Consider the following 17,274-nt stretch of genomic DNA (forward strand, 5'->3'; position numbering starts at 1 on the left):
AAGAACTAACCCATACGTCGTGACGCTTCGAAAATGCATATAAGCTTATCCAATTAATCCCCGGTATCGGCGCCAAGATTGCTGCAACAACTTTGGTTGGTGGTTGAAATAGAGCGATTCAACCATGCCAAAAAACTGGTGGCTTTCGCTGGCGTTGACCCCAGCGTCTTCTTAATGCCAGTCCCCAGTCAACAACTTTATTTTTACAGTCTAATGCTTTGTTTTTCAGTCTGCATTGCCTTCGGCAGCGTGCTATCGTGTCCCGTTAGTCATAATGAACGAGGCGGCCTCAATCGCTTAACGTAGGTTGCATGTGGTTACAATGTGTAGTGGATTCTACTTAAAACCACATGCAGAGCTACATTCGAAAGGAGCCGTATTATGAAGGATTTCACAAAATATGTTGGTTTAGATGTATCAAAAGATATCATCTCTGTTGCCATCGCGGATGCTGGTCGTGGTGAACCGCGTTTCCTAGGGAACTTTCCCCACACACCTGAAGCCATGCGTAAACTCATGAAGAAAATAGGAACACCGGAGCAGCTGCACGTCTGCTACGAAGCTGGACCAACGGGGTACGTGATATGATGCGCTTCCAAGCTCTTCGCGGGAATGAGATTAAGTTCTTGTCAATTTCGGTAATGGGATCAAGTTCTTGTCATTGGGTTTTGACAAGAACTTGATCCCATAAATAAAAAAACAGCGATTTTCACGACCTCTAATGAGATAATGTTCTTGTCACCCGACAAAAATACATCAAGATTTTGAAAGAGAATTACTATCCATTAACGAAAGGTTCTAAAGCGCTTGTAAGTACATAATTTGCATACTCTCTAGCACTCTCACATAACTCTTTATCACTCTTTTTATCAGTGCCAAAAAGTGTGAATGGAACTAAAAAATTTGTCTCAATTAAATTGCTCGTTTCATGAAAAGGACTAATTAGTTCATTTATTGAATAACCCTCTCCTTCACCATGACGATAATCACTCTCGGATCCTCCGATTGAAATGGCAAGTGCGAGTTCTTTTCCTTTTAACTTGCTTCCTTTCGATGTAAAAGCCCAACCATATGTCAATACATCATCCAGCCATTTTTTTAATAACGGTGGTGAGCTATACCAGTAGAACGGGAATTGAAAAATTATTCGATCATGCTGCTCTACGAGCCGTTGTTCTTTTACAACATCAATTTGAAAATTGGGATAGTTTGCATATAAATCATTAATTGTTATAAACGAAGGATACTGTTGTATTTCCTCTAACCATCTTTTATTTACTTTGGAGTTTTCTAAGTTCGGATGAGCAACCAAAACTAATGATTTTTTCATAAGTAAATGAATTTCCTTTCGTTACATTTAGTTCCATCACCTATTTGTGCAGAGATCATTTCGAACTCTTGAAGGTGTACATGATTTTTATCGTTTTCATTTTGCGGATAAGTTATTCGCTTTTTTTGATCTATCTCAAAAATCGCCTGATCGATAATCGTTAACAAATTCAACCGGTTGTTATAAAAAGAAGCAGCCAAGCCCCACTCTACGTGGACTTGGCTGCTTCTTTATTAGACGTTCATCCGTGAACGACTTCGAGTCCGGGCGCGTTAAGAAGGTTCCACGGTTTGTTGTAATGAGGCTGGAAGAAGAAATCGACGTAGGCGAGTTCTTCCATCGTCATCCGGTTTTGATGCAGACCGACATCGTATTGATCGATTGGGTCAAGTCGGCTTTGGACAATACTTGGGCTCCTAAGATGCGCTTGCTCTCTTCCTCGTAGACGACTTTCAACATCGCTTTCTCGTAGCTCGGCATAAATTCGGGTCGGTAATTTTGCTCGACGACGATGCTCTTCGCGTTCATGCCCGTCGCTAGCGCGGCCGCTTCCGTCATGCCTGTCGAAGCGATGTGCAGATCGTAGATTTTGATTGCGGAAGTCACTTGCGTACCCAAGTATTTCACGGTAGGCTTCAGTAGATTGCGCGCGACAAGAGAACCCATGCGCACCGCGTTCGTCGCCAACGGAATATAAGACTGCTCCCCCGTCGGATTGTATCGCACGGCGCAGCTATCGCCCGCCGCGAAGATGTCGGGGTCGCTCGTGTGCATGTATTCGTCGACGATGGACGCGCCGTTAGGAAGCGTGTCGACTTGCCCCTGCAACAGCTGCGTATTCGGCCGGAAGCCGATGCATAGAATGACCAGATCCGCGACATATTCGTCGTCGTTCGTGACGACGGTCGTCACGACTCCGTCTTTTCCCTCAAAGCCGGTCACGGTCTGCCCGAGCGCCAAGCGGATGCCGCGTTGGAGAACGATGCCTCGACTCGGTCCGTCATTTCGGGATCCAAGTACCGGAATAACACACGGTCCATATTGTCGATCAACGTGACGTTTTTGCCGTGATGCTCGAAAGCTTCGACCAACTCGATGCCGATATATCCCGCGCCGATAACGGCGATGTTGTTCGCGTGTTCGGCTTTCTCGATGATCGTCAAGGCGTGATTGTAGTTTTTGCAAAGCAGAATGTTGACCAGCCCGATGTTGCGTAAATCGGGAATGACCGGCCAGGAGCCCGTCGTCATGACGAGTTTGTCGTACGTATCGGAGAAGCGCTCGTTCGTCACGAGATTGCGGACTTGAAGCCGTTTGTTCTTCGCGTCGATTTCGAGCACTTCATGCTGCATGAACATATGGACGCTGAGAGCGCTCAGCTCTTCGGGAGACGAATAGAACAAATCCTCCGGGTTCTCCACTACCCCGCCGACGTTAAGCGCGATGCCGCAGGAAAGGAAGGATACGTTGTCGTTTCTTTCGTATACGTTAATTTCCGCGTCCGGATACATGCGCGCAAGGTCCTTCGTCGCTTCCGTTCCGGCATGGGTGCAGCCGACTACTACGATTTTCATCGTTGTTCCCTCCAATAGTTTGTGATTCATTTCACATAATTCGAGAAAGGAAAACCAAGTTCTCGACTAAGAACTTGGTATTCAAAAAGCAACCGCGAGTTACATCGGCAAATCGTAGCCGGTGATCGTCTTCGTCTCCAAGCAGTCTTCCAGCCCGTGCACGCCGTATTCGCGGCCGATGCCGGAATGCTTGTAACCGCCGAACGGAGCTTTCATCTCGAAGCCGGCGCCGTTGATGAGCACCGAACCGGCTTGAATCCGGGTAGCCAGCTCGTTCGCTTTCTCCAGGTTGCTCGAGCTGATATACGCGCCAAGGCCATAGTCCGTGTTATTCGCCATTTCGATGGCTTCTTCTTCGGTTTTGAACGTCAAGATCGAAAGTACCGGTCCGAAAATTTCTTCCTTCGCTATCGTCATGTCTTCCGTAACGTTGGCGAATACGGTCGGTTTTACGAAGTTACCTTGCTCCAGTCCCACTGGGTGGCCTGCGCCGCCGACCACGAGTTCCGCGCCTTCTTGAAGGCCGAGGTTAATATAGTGCTGAACTTGATTGTATTGCTTCTCCGACACGATCGGACCGAGATTCGTATCGGCTTCGGTCGGCAAGCCGACTTTCATCGATTCGACCGTCGCGCGGGCCAGCTGTTTTACTTCTTCCAAGCGATGCTCGGGAACGAACAATCTCGTGCCGGCAACGCAAGCTTGACCGTTGTTCGAGTAGCACGATTTGACGGCGGCCGGAATCGCTTTGGAGAAATCCGCGTCGTCGAGCACGATATAAGGCGATTTACCGCCCAGCTCCAGAGTCACGCGTTTCATCGAATCTACCGTCGCTCTGCGGATTTCTTTACCGACCCGAGTCGAGCCGGTGAAGTTGACCATCGCGACGTCCTTATTGCGAGTTAATTCCGCCCCGACCGTTGCGCCAAGACCGTTAACGACGTTAATGACGCCTGCAGGAATACCCGCCGCATCGAAGCATTCGGTCAACAGCTGGGTTTGCAAGCCGCTCATTTCGCTCGGTTTAATGACGACCGTGCAGCCCGCGGCGATAGCGGCGCCAAGCTTCGCCGTAATTTGCGAATAGCTCGCGTTCCATGGCGTGATGATCCCCATGACGCCGACAGGCTCGGAGACGACTTTGGCTTTGCCTATATAATGAACGAATTCGAATTCCTCGAGCGCTTCTTTGCTGATCATCAAGTTCATCGCGGCCAGTTGCACGCGAGGAACGGAAAGCATTCTGGGAGCGCCGTATTCGAGAATGTTGGCTTCCGCCAGTTCGTCGGTTCTCGCCAAGATGGCATCGTTCAGACGTTGCAGCATATCCGCTCTTTCTTGCACGGTCGTTCTGGAGAAAGCGGGGAATGCAGCTTTGGCTGCCGCGATCGCAAGCTTAGCATCTTCCTCGTTGCCGAGCGCCAATGTCGCGAATACTTCCCTCGTCGAAGGATTCACCAATTCTTGACGCTCCGTGCCCCGCGGGGTTACGAATTCGCCGTTAATATAAATTTTGTCAATGTGTCTCATTAGGAAGTACCACCTGTTATTAGATTTTTGTTGCGGATGGCGACGTTGCGCGCATCTTGTTGCGGGAAAAAAGCAGGAATCCGACGGCAACCGCGGCCAAACCGACGGCTACGGCCGTGAACACGTCGCGAGTCGAATCCGAACGAAGCAGCGCTTCGACTCCTGTAACGAACAACGGGCTCAGGAATTGACAAATATATACGCACGCGAGCAGCAAGGAAATGCCCGTCGTAACGATTATCGTCGGAACGACTTCCGACGTTTTAATGAAGGATAACGGGAAGAGCACCCCTTCAGCCAAACCGATCATGAACACCGCCAAGGCGACCGTCCATTCCGCGTGGGCCGAAGAAAGGAGCAGGAAACCTCCGCCCATCAAAATCAAAACGAGCGGAACGAGCATTTTTTTGAATGCTTTGGTTACTCGCGTTATGAAAAGTCCACCGATAAAAACGCCGACTAACGAAAACGCAATCAAGTAACCTGCCGACGATACGCTGCCGATTCCATTATTCGCGATGAACAGCGAAAGATTCGTCGGAATCAACGCGAACATCATCGTATGGAAGCCGCCCGCGATCGCGACCGCGATGAAAAACTTCGGCAGCTTCGCGGAAGATTTCGTCGATTGACTGGTTTGAAGAGGCGGAAATTTTGGAAGAAACGCGATTACCAAGATCAGCAGCACCACTGCGTAGAAATACGTCATGAAGACGTCTCTCCACCCCAGCGATGCGATAAAACCGCCGATCGAAAGGAAAATGGCGCCGCCGATACCGTTGATCGACGTTTGAATGCCGTTCATGCGCGACCGCGCTTCGCCCTGGAAGTTTTCCGCGATCAACGAATTGAAGGTCGGCGAGATTAAGCCGATGCTGAGGCCTAAGATCGCCCTGCAAACCAAGATTAAATCGAACGACTGCATGAAAGCCGGACCGACGCCGCCGATTAAATACAACACCAGTCCCGTGATCAGAATCGATTTTCGATTGAATCTTTTGGCCAGCGTACCGGATAAAAACAAAGTCGGCAATATGAATAAAGAAGATATTGTAACGACCCATTGTACCAGTAGAGCGTCCGTATTCGGGAACGCCACGGCCAGCGGTTTAAGCGCCGGTGCGGCCATCATCGTTCCGAAGGTAGTCGTAACGACCAACGACAATAATGCGATTCTTGCGCTTTCTTTCAATGACGAAACCTTCTTTCGCCCTAAGGGATTGATTTAGAAATCAGAAATCGGTCGAGCGGCTGATCGCTTCCCAACGTTTCGTCTCTTCCAGCTTGCCGTTGTCCATCGCGTTCGCGAGCTCGACGGCGTCGCTTCCGAGCAGCAATCGAAGTGGCGGATTCTCTTCGTTCACGATCGTTATGATCGCTTGCGCGGCTTTAGCTGGATCGCCTTTCTCTTTACCGGTATTTTCGCGGAAGTGCTTCATCATGTAGCCGACCGTGTTTTGATACTCGGCGCGAGGCTCGACTTGTTGCATCGAGGAGCCTGCCCATTCGGTACGGAATCCGCCCGGCTCAACCAAAGTCACTTTGATTCCCAGCGGCCCGACTTCTTTGGCCAATACTTCGGAGAAGCCTTCGACCGCCCATTTCGCGGCTTGGTATGGCGCAAGCCCCGGCGCTCCGATACGGCCGCCGATGGAGGAGAACTGGACGATGTGGCCGTGTCCCTGTTCTCTCAGTAAAGGCAATGCGGCTTTCGTCACGTTGACGACGCCCCACAGGTTCGTTTCCACTTGAGCTCGGAAATCTTCCATCGACGTTTCTTCGATGGAGGAGACGTTGCCGTAACCCGCGTTGTTCACGAGCACGTCCAGACGACCGAACGCTTCGAACGCGGCTTTGATAGCCGACTGAGCTTGAACGTACTGATTAACGTCCAGCGTCACGAGGCGAACCAGGTCTCCGTAGCGCTCCGCCAAATCGGCGAGCTGCTCCGTTTTCCGAGCCGTTGCGACGAGGCGTTCGCCTTTCGCGAGAACCGCTTCGGCGAGACTGCGGCCGAACCCGCGCGAGCTGCCCGTAATCAACTTTTGCATATTCATGATCTCCTTTGAGCTGATATTCGGAATGTTTGTTCCACAATTAGTATAGCTCCTCACTATCGCATAAGTCAACGAAAACCGGAATATCTATTCCAAACAATTCGGCAAGAATTATACTTTCCGCGATTTACTCATGCATTTCTACATGGTTATGAGGAGCTTGATCGTTTATTATACATCGTTTTATGGAATTTATATTCCGTAAAGTAATTGGATATCATGGTAATTCAAACAAGCAACGCTTTCCAGGACGACTCCAGAACTTGCTGCGTCTGGCTCTCGTTTAACGGATATTTCCGCACGTAATAGCCTTTTAGAATCGAAGACACAATGCCGTGAATGAATTGATGGCACAGATGGGTATCCATTTCTTTGAATAGGCCTTGCTTTTGGCCTTCGACGATCAGGGAAAGCACGACTTCGACCGAATTTCGGGAATCGTCCATGTTGCGGAGTTCCGGTGAAATATACGGCGGGAAGGAAAAGCTGTCGATAAACAGAAATTCCTTCGGATAATGAATGCCGAAGCGCAGCCTGTTCAACTGAAGGCATTTAAACCGCTCGTAAAGGCTTGCCGTCGGATCGTAGCCTTGCAGCATATATTTCCCCATGAGCATACGCGCTTCCTTATAGACGGCGTTGACCAATTCTTCTTTATTCGAAAAATAATTATAAATCGTGCCGGATCCGACGTCCGCTTTCTTGAATATTTTCGAGAAGGTCACCGACTGCAGCCCTTCCTCGTGAATCAGGTCGAGCGTGGCAGCCATAATATCCTGTCTCTTGCCCATTCTCTCCACCTCTCCTTAAAATGAATGCCCTTAATCGATCCTGCCGGAACGACTAAGGGCATTGGGGTTAGTTGAGCGACCGGGGTTTACGCCCTTTCGACCTTATCCTTTAATTAGATGTTGATCGATTTATGCTCGACGAACGCGCCCAAGCCGACAACGCCGAATTCACGGCCGATGCCGCTCGCTTTATAGCCGCCGAACGGTCCTTCGTACGACACCGTCGCGCCGTTAACGACGAAGTTACCCGTGCGGATTTGGCGAGCGATTTCTAAACCGTGTTCCTTCGTGCCCGACCAGACGCCTCCGCCTAAGCCGAATGGCGAATCGTTCGCGATGCGCACGGCATCGGCTTCGTCTTCGTAAGGAATAACGACGAGCACAGGACCGAAGATTTCTTCTTGCGCAATGCGCATGCTGTTGTCGACGTCCGCGAAGATGGTCGGTTTGACGTAGAAGCCGCCTTCCAAGCCCGCGGGAACTTCCGTTCCGCCGGTAACGAGACGCGCGCCTTCTTTAATTCCCAATTCGATATAGGATTGAACGCGTTTTTGTTGGTCTTCCCGTACCATTGGACCGATGAAGGTCGCAGGGTCCTCGGGATTGCCCACGACGAGGCTTTCGGTCATCGTTTTGATCAAGGCGACCGCTTCTTCGTAACGTTTTTTGGAGACAAGCACGCGGGTATGCGCTACGCAGCTTTCTCCGTTGTTTACGAAAGACGTATATTTCAAGCCTTGAACGGCGGATTCGAGATCCGCGTCGTCGAGAATGATCGTCGCGGATTTGCCTCCGAGCTCCAAGCTTACACGCTTGAGCTGCTCGCCCGCAATGGAAGCGATGCGGCGACCGGCTCCGGTCGAACCCGTAAACGCGATTTTGTCGACGCCCGGATGAGAGACGAGGTATTCGCTCGTTTCGCGGCCGGCCGGCACGATGCTTACGACCCCTTCGGGGAGCCCGGCTTCAGCGAAGATTTCGCCCAGCAAGAGCGCGTTTATGGACGTTTCCGGAGATGCTTTAAGGATGACAGTATTGCCCGCAAGCAATGCGGGGATCATTTTGGCAAGAGCCGATTGGTGCGGTGCGTTCCAAGGAATGATCGCTGCGACGACGCCGACCGCTTCGCGGCGAATGATCGGACCTTTGCCGTCGTTCAGCGTTTCTTCCCAAGCGTACGATTTCGCGGCGCGAAGGTAAGCGTTCGTTTGCTCGGACAGAGAGTGCTGCAGTCCGTTCGTGAACCAGCTAGGCGTACCGTTCTCGGAAGTGATCAGAACCGCGATTTCGTCCGCGCGCGCGGCATGCAATTCATTGAAGCGAGCGACGAGATCTTGGCGTTCGCCCGGCGTCATTTTCGGCCAAGGACCGTTATCGAACGCTTTTCTGGCCGCCGCAACGGCCAAATCGATATCGGCGGGCGAAGCTTGAGCCGCTTTGCCTACAACGGATTGGTCATGCGGGGAAAGAATTTCGATGACTTCTTGGTTGATTGGCGCTTTCCATTGACCGCCGATAAATAGTTTGTCGTATATTTTCATTTTCGTTTCTCCTTTAGGATCGTATAGTTTATGACTCCATGGCTTGGAGACGGGGGGACGAGACTTTCGGTAATTGTTTGTCGCTGTATGCCATTCGCCTCCTCTGTACCGCATTTAATTGGAATGTTTGTTCCATGAGACCTAGTCTACCCTCTCAACCAGGTGTTAGTCAAGCAATTTCGGAATAATTATTCCGTTTGATATTATATACGGTCAACTTCGGACAGTTCAATATCACATTTAAACACGTTCTGACTGGTGAATACAGCGTCATATCGGAACATAAATTCCAATTTTGAAAGTGTCGCATTTGGGGACGGCAGGCGTATGCGGCTTACAGAAACATGCCGCCCGATGCCTCGATTCTTTGCGCGTTCAACCAGCCCATTTCCGGCGAGCAAATCGCGGCGATAACGCCTTCGATGTCGTCGGCTTCCCCTGCTCTGCCAAACGCCGTAACGGAGCCGATTTGTGCTTGAAGAGCCGAATTGTTCCGAAGCGTTCCTCCGGCGAAATCCGTCATGATCGCTCCTGGCGCGACGGAATTGACGCGAATGCCGCGGGCGTGCAGGCCTTGTCCGGCGTTGTTGACGAAGTAGTTCAGGTCAATTATCGCCGGCGCATAACGGATGGTTTGTGGTTTTTCCCAAAACAAAATCCCCTATTGCGATATACAGCAATGGGGATAAAATGAAGTAAAAGCGTTTGACTAGTGTCATTTCTAAGAGATGTGGCACACTACACCTTAATAGGTTCAAATGTTTTAACGACTTCATATGAACCGGGCTCAAATTTCGCTATCGTCATCGCTTCTTGTAAATACGGAAGAGGTTTTGGGTCATTTCGCATTGCTTGGTAATGCTCCATGGTACTCCATTGCGCGTACATCGTTACTTTCGTTCCATCCGTTCCTCGATGAAGGCTACATGAAACGAATCCGGGCGCATATCGAACGGAGACATCCGTTGCTTGAGTAAGCAATTCGAGAAGTAGGTCTTGATTTTGGGGCTCGACGGTAAACACGTTGATAAAGGTCACGACTTTGTTGCTTGTGGAAATTTGAGTCATCGTGGGCTCCTTCGCTGTTTTCTGAAAAGCGGCAAAAATTTTTTCTCAGGTATTATTGTTAGTTACCGTACCTGCTTTTATACAACGAATAAAACGTGTCAGTTCACGCTCTCAACCGTTAAGGTTAACTGCGTTTGCGAGTAAGGTGTGGTCAAGGATGGTTTAATAATCTAAAGGGATCAAGCTCTTGCTTAACGGCAAGTTCTTGATCCCTTCATAAACTTAATCGCTTTCTGCGATTTATACGAGTATGGCTTTCCAAGAGGCTTCGACGATTTGTTGGATCTGGAAATCGTTTAAAGGATATTTGTGTATATAATATCCCTTAAGAATCGATGAAATAATTCCATGTATGAGTTGGTGACATAAATTTGAATCCATCTCTTTGATTACACCTTGTTTTTGCCCCTCGATAATTAGAGAAAGAATCACTTCTCTCGAATGGTGAGCATCATCCATTTGTCGCAATTCCGGCGAGATGTACGGGGAAAAGGAAAAATTGTCTATAAATAAAAACTCCTTCTGAAAATGGATGCCGAACTGCAACCTATTTAACTGAAGGCGTTTAAAGCGTTCGAAGAGACTCTCTTCTGGGTTAAAACCTTGCAAAAGGTATTCCCCCATATGCATCCGAGCTTCTTTATAAACATGGTTTACCATTTCTTCTTTATTCGCAAAGTAGTTATATATTGTGCCGGACCCGACATTCGCTCTCTTGAATATTTTGGAAAATGTGACCGACTGCAGCCCTTCTTCATGTATCAAGTCAAGCGTCGCAGCCATAATGTCTTGTTTCTTGCTCATATCCCCACCTCTAAAACTAACATTAGTACGAGAAAGCATCACATGTCAACATTTATGAAATTTCGCTTGTTAACAGATTCGTAAACGTGAAATACTGCTTCTTCCATAGTTATCTCGGTAAAAGTAGCATTAGATTCATTATGCTTATAAAAATGATCGGATCGACCGCTTCTGGAGACGCAAAGGATGATTGATTACAAAATAGACACGTATAAAGAGGTCCTTGATCCGAAGCTTTGAATGATTTGTAAAACGGATGCTAAATACGCGTCAATTGTCGTTGCGGACACAGACGGTCCGCCCGTTGTCCAACTGCCGTCCTTCTTCTTTGCTTCTATTTTAAAAGTATAGGAAGGAGGTGCTTGGTTGAAGGTCACTTGCCTCATAAGAGAGAATCGTCTCGCCTGCGGTGATGTAATGTGGACTGCCCCATTAGCCATTATTCTGTGATGCTGAACGGTTGCACTTATCCATTTGATCCTCCGTAGAATCACTCAGCAGGGAAATCCGCTGACTTGCTGATTTCAGCCCATTTCTCGGTTTCGGCGATTCGATCTTTCGCTGACTTCAGTGCCATTTCAAGCGCTCCTGCTCCGAGTAACAAACGAAGAGGAGGCTGAGTCTCCTTTGTAAGATTTACAATGATTTGAGCTGCACGGCAGGATCTCCATGTTGTTTGCCATCGGTTTGTTCGCGCATTTTGTTTAAGGCCCCGACGGTTTGTTCATAATCCAATCCTACGCTCGCCCTAATCATGGATGAACCTTGCCAGTCGGTACGGAATGCCCCAGGTTCAATGATGGTGACCCTAACGCCAAATGGCTTAACCTCATTGTTTAAGACTTCCGAAAAACCTTCTACCGCGTATTTTGCAGTTTGATAAGCTCCCATGCCCGGCGTCCCCCCACCATATACACGGCGTTTGTTTATCTCGTCTTCAAAAAGAAGTGGAGTTGCTTTGATTCTTGATAGTAGATCCGTGCCAATGCCACGTTCAGTCCAACGTTGCCGGGCATGTTCGGAGATATGAAAAACGAATTTTGGTAGCTGTACGCCAACATGTTTTTCAATAAGTTCGACCTTTAGCATGCTTTGATCGACCGGTTTAAATTCTTCCACACTTCGCATCGCTAATCCGTTCAGATGTGCATCTGAAATGTTCCCGCATCCAATAAAGCCCAGTTTCATCATTAGCAACCTCCTAGATATTCGTGCAAGATGGCCATTACTACTCTGCGGCTCGGCGCATCGTTTACCAGTCTCGAATGGCGCCCCGGCATTCTCATGCGCGGTCTGAGGGAGCTGCAGATAGAATTCTAACGACTCGATACCTGAAGTGAAGTGCAGCCCCTCCTTGCAATAAAGCGTAAACTGCTCAAACAATGTGCCAAAAACGAAAGCTGAGAAAGAGACCGATCTAAATGAGGCCACTGAAAAAGTTCAAAAAGAGCAAGCACCTCATATTTGTTGAGGAGCCTGCTCTTTTTGAACTTTATAATTGAGTCATAAGGCCGTCCCTCTTTTTAGTCGTTTAGTATTCTGGCTTTTTATACTGATGTGTCACATTATATGTTCTGCAGCAGCAGCTCGGCTGGCCGGTCAAAAAAATGCTTTCTCGAGACGAAATCACGTAGTGAAATAATGAATGAACTGGCGTACGATCCCAGATCTCGTGCCCCTGGTTGTAAACCAATGGCCAGTCTGACGGTCAGGGATATCCCCGTTAATGGTCAGAAGTGTATCTGGTGCCACCTCATCACGAAGCTTCTTAATCTCCGGAATCAGTTCCCAATGAGCTTTTACTTTGCTCATTTCCTCACTTGTCCGAAGATGAATGGACAGATTAACAATGTCTTGTTTCAAAATATGGTTAACCAGTCACGCCATGTCTAGGTCACTAAAACCGAGCCTTGTTTTTACACTGACAGGAAGTCCTCCGGCTTTGGCGGCTTGGATGATATCCGCTGCGATTTCAGGACGGCAGATCAGGCCGCTGCCCTTTCCATTCTCTGCTACATTCGCCACTGGACAACCCATATTAATATCGATGGCTTTGAATCCTTCTTTCGCCATGCCAATGCTCATTTCACGGAAAAATTCCTTTGTGCCCCTCTGGGTGACAATAACTCTCCGTATTCGCAAACTCCGTAAAATACACATCCGGTCTGCTTGCCTCACTTACCACATGGCGAAAAACAACATCTGTCACATCTTCCATGGGTGCTAGTACAAAAAAAGGTTGTGGTAAATCGCGCCAAAAGTTTTCTTTCATTATTTGATCGCCCATCCTCGTTAATCGGTATCTCCGATCTTTTCGCGAAGACGTTCCAGCTCTCTCTCTAATTGTACCGTGATCTCCGCATATTCGGGACGGCCATAAACGTTGTAAAGCTCCCTGGGATCCTTCTCTAAATCAAACAATTCCCACTCTTTTGGCGTGGATATGTCTTGGGCTCCGCTAGAGCCGAGCGCCTCCCCATAGTAATAAATCAATTTGTACTTTTCAGTCCGTACCCCGTAGTGGGCATACACGTTATGAATTTTATCAAGATGCATCCAGTAACGATAATAAACGGATGTTTGCCATCCTTCAGGCACTTGGCCTTCTAAGATCGGCCGTAAGCTACAGCCCTGCATCTCTTTGGACGCCTCAATTCCTGCGTAATCAAGCAGCGTTTGCGCGAAATCCACATTGACGGCGAACGCGTCGGTGCATGTGCCGGCCGGGATTTCACGCGGGTATTTGATCAGACATGGCATTCGAAGTGACTCCTCATACATGAAACGTTTGTCATACCAACCGTGATCGCCGAGGTAAAAGCCTTGGTCAGACGTATATACGACAATGGTATCCTCGGTCAGTCCCTGTTCGTCTAAATAGTCGAGCAAACGTCCGACATTCTCGTCGATCGAAGCGACGCAGCGTAAATAATCCTTGATGAAATGCTGATATATCCGCTTTCTGGCTTCCGTTTCCGACAGCCCCTCGGCAATCTGGTACTTTGGGATGCGGTTCGGCAAATCGCGGTCAATCCGCATCTTGGCTGCTCTTGCGGCACCAGACCGGTTCGAATAATTATCGTATAGCGTGTCCGGTTCCGGGATCTCCACATCTTCGTAAAGCTTCTCGTGCTTATGATCCGGCTCCCAAGGCCCATGCGGTGCCTTGAAGTGGCACGTCAGCAAGAATGGCTTCGACTTGTCGCGGGCTTCGAGCCAATCCAGCGAAAAATCGGTCGTCAGCGTGGTGACATAGCCGGGGACTTCCCTTTCAATTCCCTCCGCCTCGATGAAGATCGGATTGTGATATTTGCCTTGACCGGGAAGCACCTTCCAATCGTCAAAGCCGGTCGGATCCGAATCTCCACCGTGGCCCAGATGCCATTTGCCAAACAGCGCAGTCTGATAGCCGCTGGCCTGCAGAAGCTTCGGGAACGTGACCTGCCGACCATCGAATTTGTCTGCGAGTGTTTTCACCCCGTTTAGATGGCTGTATTTGCCAGATAGAATTACAGCCCGGCTTGGCGCGCATATCGAGTTCGTACAAAAGCAGTTGTCCAGCCTGACGCCACCGTTTGCGATCCGATCCAAGTTCGGTGTCCGGTTTATCCGGCTGCCGTAACAGCTCATCGCCTGCCAGCCGTGGTCATCGCTCATGATATACAAAATGTTCGGTCTCTTTATTTCCACGTGCTTATCTCCTTTCAATTGCCGACTTCGCTTCCTTGGAGAAAGTTGTTCATGCGCACTCTATACCATTCCTCGGCGATCTTATGTTTGTCGACCAAATTCCGCTTGTTATCCTCCTCAAGGACGACAGGCGCCTCATCATCCAAATGGCTCGTCGGCATCGTCTCAAACAAAATCATATCGGATAGCTTGCGGATGTACGACTGAACTTCATCATGGTACTCCGGGGCTTCATATAAATTGTTCATCTCGTACGGATCGGTTTCCAAATTAAAAAATAACCGCTGGACCGGATTTCTCGAATAAATCAGCTTGCGCGTTTGCGAACGAAGCATGTACTCGTTCAAATTGACGGACAACGCATATTGACGCTCCGCTTCCGCCGCCGCCAAATCTTTTCCCGGGAGATCTTTAGCTTCGATTCCGCATTGCCGAAGCAGTGTCGGGGCGATATCCACATTGCTGGTGAGCTCCGTTCTCCGTATACCGTGCCACCGATTGCCGGGGAACTTGATGATCAACGGAATTTTGGAAAGCGGGTCGTACATATAGTTGCTTTTTAACAGCATATGATGAAATCCCATATATTCGCCGTGATCGCTTGTAAACAGAATCAGCGTATCTTCATACATCCCTTTTTCCTGCAGTGCCTGAGCCAGCCGCCCGACATGATGATCGATCTGTGAAATAGAGCCATAATACAGCGCCATCGCGTTCTGCAACGTCTCCAATTTCAACTCTTCATGCGGGAAAAATCCACGGTTGCGCTGCAGATCCCTCTCCAGGCATTGCTCCGTCCACCCTGGCAGCGGTTTTAACTTGCGCGGATCGTACATATTGCTCCAGGGAGAGGGCGGATCAATCGGATGATGGGGCTTGATAAAGCTGACCATCAGCAAGTTACCTTCTCCCTCCCACGCCTGCAAGGAGTCGAGCGCTCTATCTCCGATCCATGTCGTTGAATAGTGCTCCTCCGGAAGGTCGGATTCACGTGTGCCGAACTGCTCGTAATAATGCTGCGGCGCACGAACCCGGTATTCATTGACCTGATCCATCAAATCATGAAGATCCGCAAGGCCATGCTCCATTAAATATTGATGATAATCGTCGTCAAACCTCCCCGGACCGGCCTGTTCGGCCAGCTCCATCGATTCGAAGCCGACGTCCAGATAGGTAGGCGTATAATGCATCTTACCTACAGCTTTTGTACGGTAACCGGCGAGTTTTAATTCGCGCGGGAACGTTCTTGTCCCTCTCGGGATGGTGCTGTGATTCGTCTTGCCATGATGCTGATGGGGATACAGGCCGGTTACGAACGAATACCGGGAGGGGGTGCAAAACGGAGCGGCGCAAAAGCAGTTGTCGTAAATGACGCCGTCCGCTGCCAAACGATCTATATTAGGTGTCTTTACATCGGGATTGCCTGTAGCTCCCAAACAATCGAAGCGATGCTGGTCCGTCATAATTAGCAAAATATTCGGATTACCCGTTTTCATTGGAATCTTCCTTCCGCAACAAATTCAGCTGTAAACTTCATGTCACTAACGACTGGCGAGGTGCTCCTGGAACGTTTGTGTCAACGGATCCCCCGTTGATTCCATCATGTTTAGCATGTCGCTCTGAAAATCCGCAAGCTGTTGCCGATATTCGGGCTCATCAATCAGATTAACCAGCGCATCCGGGTCTTGTTCAAAATCGTAAAGCTCTTCTCTTACCCGGTATTGAAAGAAATGAGTTCTCCGCCGAACATACTCGTCATGCTGCGCCGCTTCCTCCATCGCTTTGAACGTCCGGCCGCTCTGCGATTCGTTTTTGAATGCGGTTTCCTGATCCGACCAAGCGTTGTAGATGTACCCGAGACGCCGGTTTTGTACGCAGCGCATCGGGAAATCGCGTTTTGCCGCCGTTTGCGTGAAAAAAGTAAACACTTTAGTTCGATGAACCTGCTTACCGCCCGTCAATAAAGGCAGGAATGAATCTCCGTTCAAATCTTCGGGGGCGTTCAAACCGACCGTTTCCAATACGGTGGGCATAAAATCGATCCCCGAGATCATATGCTCTTCGTCCACCGTTCCGGGTTTTACGCGCCCGGGCCAGCGGATGATCCACGGGGTCCTCGTGCTCGTTAAATAGCAATTTGTCTTGGCGAAAGGAAACGCCATGCCGTTGTCGCTTAAAAACATGACGAGCGTTTGTTCCTCCAGCCCCGATTCCTTCAAAGCTCGCAAAATTTCCCCGACGGTTTCGTCGCAGCGGTGAACGGAAGTAAAATACTGTGCCAGTTCTTTCCGAATGTCGGGCAAATCAGGCAGGAAGCCGGGCACCTCGATTTCTTCGGGTGTATAATGACGACTTGCTTTCGTATAGCGGCCGAACTTTTTCAATTCCTGCTCGCTTCCGGCGAACGGACGGTGCGGATCATGCGAGTTCGCCATAAGGAAAAACGGTTTCCCCGCTTGCTTTGCTTGCTCAATCACGTGTTTCGTGTGCGTATAATACACTTCCGGACTTCTTCCGAAACCATTCTCCTCGTCCATTGTCGTAATAAATGAATCCCAGCAAAATTTCCAAGTCGGCGCCAAATGCGCCTCTTTGCCGATAATGCCGTTGTAATAACCGGCCTGTCGCAGCAATTCCTGCAACGTGCATACGTTGTCGTTAATCGGCTCGAAGCCGAGGGCGCCATTTTGATGCGGATATTTTCCAGTCATGAGCACCGACCGGGACGGCTGGCAGACGGCCGACGTCACGTGCGCATGCCGGAACCGAATGCCTTCTCCGGCGAGCCGGTCGATATTCGGCGTTACATCACGGACACCGCATCCGGTTACCCCAGGAGAATTGTAGTTCAAATCGTCGGCGGTAATGAGTAATATATTGGGTTTCATC

General features: G+C 49.4%; 14 protein-coding genes and 3 pseudogenes. 2 read left to right on the top strand and 15 right to left on the bottom strand.

The features are described 5' to 3' along the window. Positions 1–38: 38 nt before the first annotated feature. Both BMZ79_RS33935 and BMZ79_RS29160 read left to right on the top strand, forming a co-directional pair. Positions 39–168, top strand: a pseudogene (locus tag BMZ79_RS33935) (transposase); the annotation flags it as partial. Positions 169–381: 213 nt separating this feature from the next. Then, complete coding sequence (locus BMZ79_RS29160) at positions 382–588, top strand: hypothetical protein (protein WP_090647550.1); 207 nt, start codon at positions 382–384, stop codon at positions 586–588. 190 nt (positions 589–778) lie between these two features. Here BMZ79_RS29160 and BMZ79_RS29165 read toward each other — a convergent pair whose 3' ends face one another. The 15 genes and pseudogenes from BMZ79_RS29165 to BMZ79_RS29235 all read right to left on the bottom strand — a co-directional run bounded on the left by BMZ79_RS29165 (position 779) and on the right by BMZ79_RS29235 (position 17,273). Then, entirely contained in the window at positions 779–1,330 is a 552-nt protein-coding gene (locus BMZ79_RS29165; protein WP_090647553.1) for an NAD(P)H-dependent oxidoreductase, read from the bottom strand. Between the two features lie 241 nt (positions 1,331–1,571). After that, positions 1,572–2,904, bottom strand: a pseudogene (locus tag BMZ79_RS29170) (FAD-dependent oxidoreductase). A 99-nt stretch (positions 2,905–3,003) separates the two neighbouring features. After that, positions 3,004–4,434: an aldehyde dehydrogenase family protein gene (locus BMZ79_RS29175; RefSeq protein ID WP_090647556.1), complete on the bottom strand. Its 1,431-nt coding sequence runs from the start codon at positions 4,432–4,434 to the stop codon at positions 3,004–3,006. A 19-nt stretch (positions 4,435–4,453) separates the two neighbouring features. Continuing rightward, on the bottom strand, positions 4,454–5,566 hold the full coding sequence (locus BMZ79_RS29180) for an MFS transporter (RefSeq protein WP_218154825.1): 1,113 nt from the start codon (positions 5,564–5,566) through the stop codon (positions 4,454–4,456). Between the two features lie 100 nt (positions 5,567–5,666). Beyond that, a complete protein-coding gene (locus tag BMZ79_RS29185) occupies positions 5,667–6,563 on the bottom strand; it encodes an oxidoreductase (RefSeq protein ID WP_256253215.1) in 897 nt (298 codons plus the stop codon). A 155-nt stretch (positions 6,564–6,718) separates the two neighbouring features. Then, positions 6,719–7,282 carry a TetR/AcrR family transcriptional regulator gene (locus BMZ79_RS29190; RefSeq protein ID WP_090647565.1) on the bottom strand — a complete coding sequence of 188 codons (564 nt, stop codon included), beginning with the start codon at positions 7,280–7,282 and terminating at the stop codon, positions 6,719–6,721. A gap of 113 nt (positions 7,283–7,395) precedes the next feature. Then, positions 7,396–8,937, bottom strand: a complete 1,542-nt coding sequence (locus BMZ79_RS29195; protein WP_371263818.1) for an aldehyde dehydrogenase — start codon at positions 8,935–8,937, stop codon at positions 7,396–7,398. Positions 8,938–9,157: 220 nt separating this feature from the next. Beyond that, on the bottom strand, positions 9,158–9,478 hold the full coding sequence (locus BMZ79_RS29200; RefSeq protein ID WP_256253216.1) for an SDR family oxidoreductase: 321 nt from the start codon (positions 9,476–9,478) through the stop codon (positions 9,158–9,160). An 83-nt stretch (positions 9,479–9,561) separates the two neighbouring features. Continuing rightward, positions 9,562–9,891 carry an antibiotic biosynthesis monooxygenase family protein gene (locus tag BMZ79_RS29205; protein WP_090647572.1) on the bottom strand — a complete coding sequence of 110 codons (330 nt, stop codon included), beginning with the start codon at positions 9,889–9,891 and terminating at the stop codon, positions 9,562–9,564. A 240-nt stretch (positions 9,892–10,131) separates the two neighbouring features. Further along, on the bottom strand, positions 10,132–10,695 hold the full coding sequence (locus BMZ79_RS29210; RefSeq protein WP_090647574.1) for a TetR/AcrR family transcriptional regulator: 564 nt from the start codon (positions 10,693–10,695) through the stop codon (positions 10,132–10,134). Positions 10,696–11,331: 636 nt separating this feature from the next. Beyond that, on the bottom strand, positions 11,332–11,886 hold the full coding sequence (locus BMZ79_RS29215) for an SDR family NAD(P)-dependent oxidoreductase (protein ID WP_218154826.1): 555 nt from the start codon (positions 11,884–11,886) through the stop codon (positions 11,332–11,334). Between the two features lie 504 nt (positions 11,887–12,390). Further along, positions 12,391–12,967: pseudogene (locus tag BMZ79_RS29220) on the bottom strand (tRNA-dihydrouridine synthase); the annotation flags it as partial. A gap of 20 nt (positions 12,968–12,987) precedes the next feature. Next, positions 12,988–14,385 carry a sulfatase family protein gene (locus BMZ79_RS29225; protein ID WP_090647577.1) on the bottom strand — a complete coding sequence of 466 codons (1,398 nt, stop codon included), beginning with the start codon at positions 14,383–14,385 and terminating at the stop codon, positions 12,988–12,990. A gap of 14 nt (positions 14,386–14,399) precedes the next feature. Beyond that, complete coding sequence (locus BMZ79_RS29230; RefSeq protein WP_090647581.1) at positions 14,400–15,881, bottom strand: sulfatase family protein; 1,482 nt, start codon at positions 15,879–15,881, stop codon at positions 14,400–14,402. Positions 15,882–15,926: 45 nt separating this feature from the next. Then, entirely contained in the window at positions 15,927–17,273 is a 1,347-nt protein-coding gene (locus BMZ79_RS29235; protein WP_090647583.1) for a sulfatase family protein, read from the bottom strand. Position 17,274: the final 1 nt, after the last annotated feature.

Source organism: Paenibacillus sp. UNC496MF (assembly GCF_900113915.1).
Taxonomy (GTDB): domain Bacteria; phylum Bacillota; class Bacilli; order Paenibacillales; family Paenibacillaceae; genus Paenibacillus_Z; species Paenibacillus_Z artemisiicola.

Coding starts and splice junctions, on each gene's coding strand:
- BMZ79_RS29160 (WP_090647550.1), top strand. CDS start 382: ATGAAGGATTTCACAAAATATGTTGGTTTAGATGTATCAAAAGATATC.
- BMZ79_RS29180 (WP_218154825.1), bottom strand. CDS start 5,566: ATGATGGCCGCACCGGCGCTTAAACCGCTGGCCGTGGCGTTCCCGAAT.
- BMZ79_RS29215 (WP_218154826.1), bottom strand. CDS start 11,886: ATGATGAAACTGGGCTTTATTGGATGCGGGAACATTTCAGATGCACAT.
- BMZ79_RS29210 (WP_090647574.1), bottom strand. CDS start 10,695: ATGAGCAAGAAACAAGACATTATGGCTGCGACGCTTGACTTGATACAT.
- BMZ79_RS29175 (WP_090647556.1), bottom strand. CDS start 4,434: ATGAGACACATTGACAAAATTTATATTAACGGCGAATTCGTAACCCCG.
- BMZ79_RS29195 (WP_371263818.1), bottom strand. CDS start 8,937: ATGCGGTACAGAGGAGGCGAATGGCATACAGCGACAAACAATTACCGA.
- BMZ79_RS29190 (WP_090647565.1), bottom strand. CDS start 7,282: ATGGGCAAGAGACAGGATATTATGGCTGCCACGCTCGACCTGATTCAC.
- BMZ79_RS29165 (WP_090647553.1), bottom strand. CDS start 1,330: ATGAAAAAATCATTAGTTTTGGTTGCTCATCCGAACTTAGAAAACTCC.
- BMZ79_RS29235 (WP_090647583.1), bottom strand. CDS start 17,273: ATGAAACCCAATATATTACTCATTACCGCCGACGATTTGAACTACAAT.
- BMZ79_RS29205 (WP_090647572.1), bottom strand. CDS start 9,891: ATGACTCAAATTTCCACAAGCAACAAAGTCGTGACCTTTATCAACGTG.
- BMZ79_RS29230 (WP_090647581.1), bottom strand. CDS start 15,881: ATGAAAACGGGTAATCCGAATATTTTGCTAATTATGACGGACCAGCAT.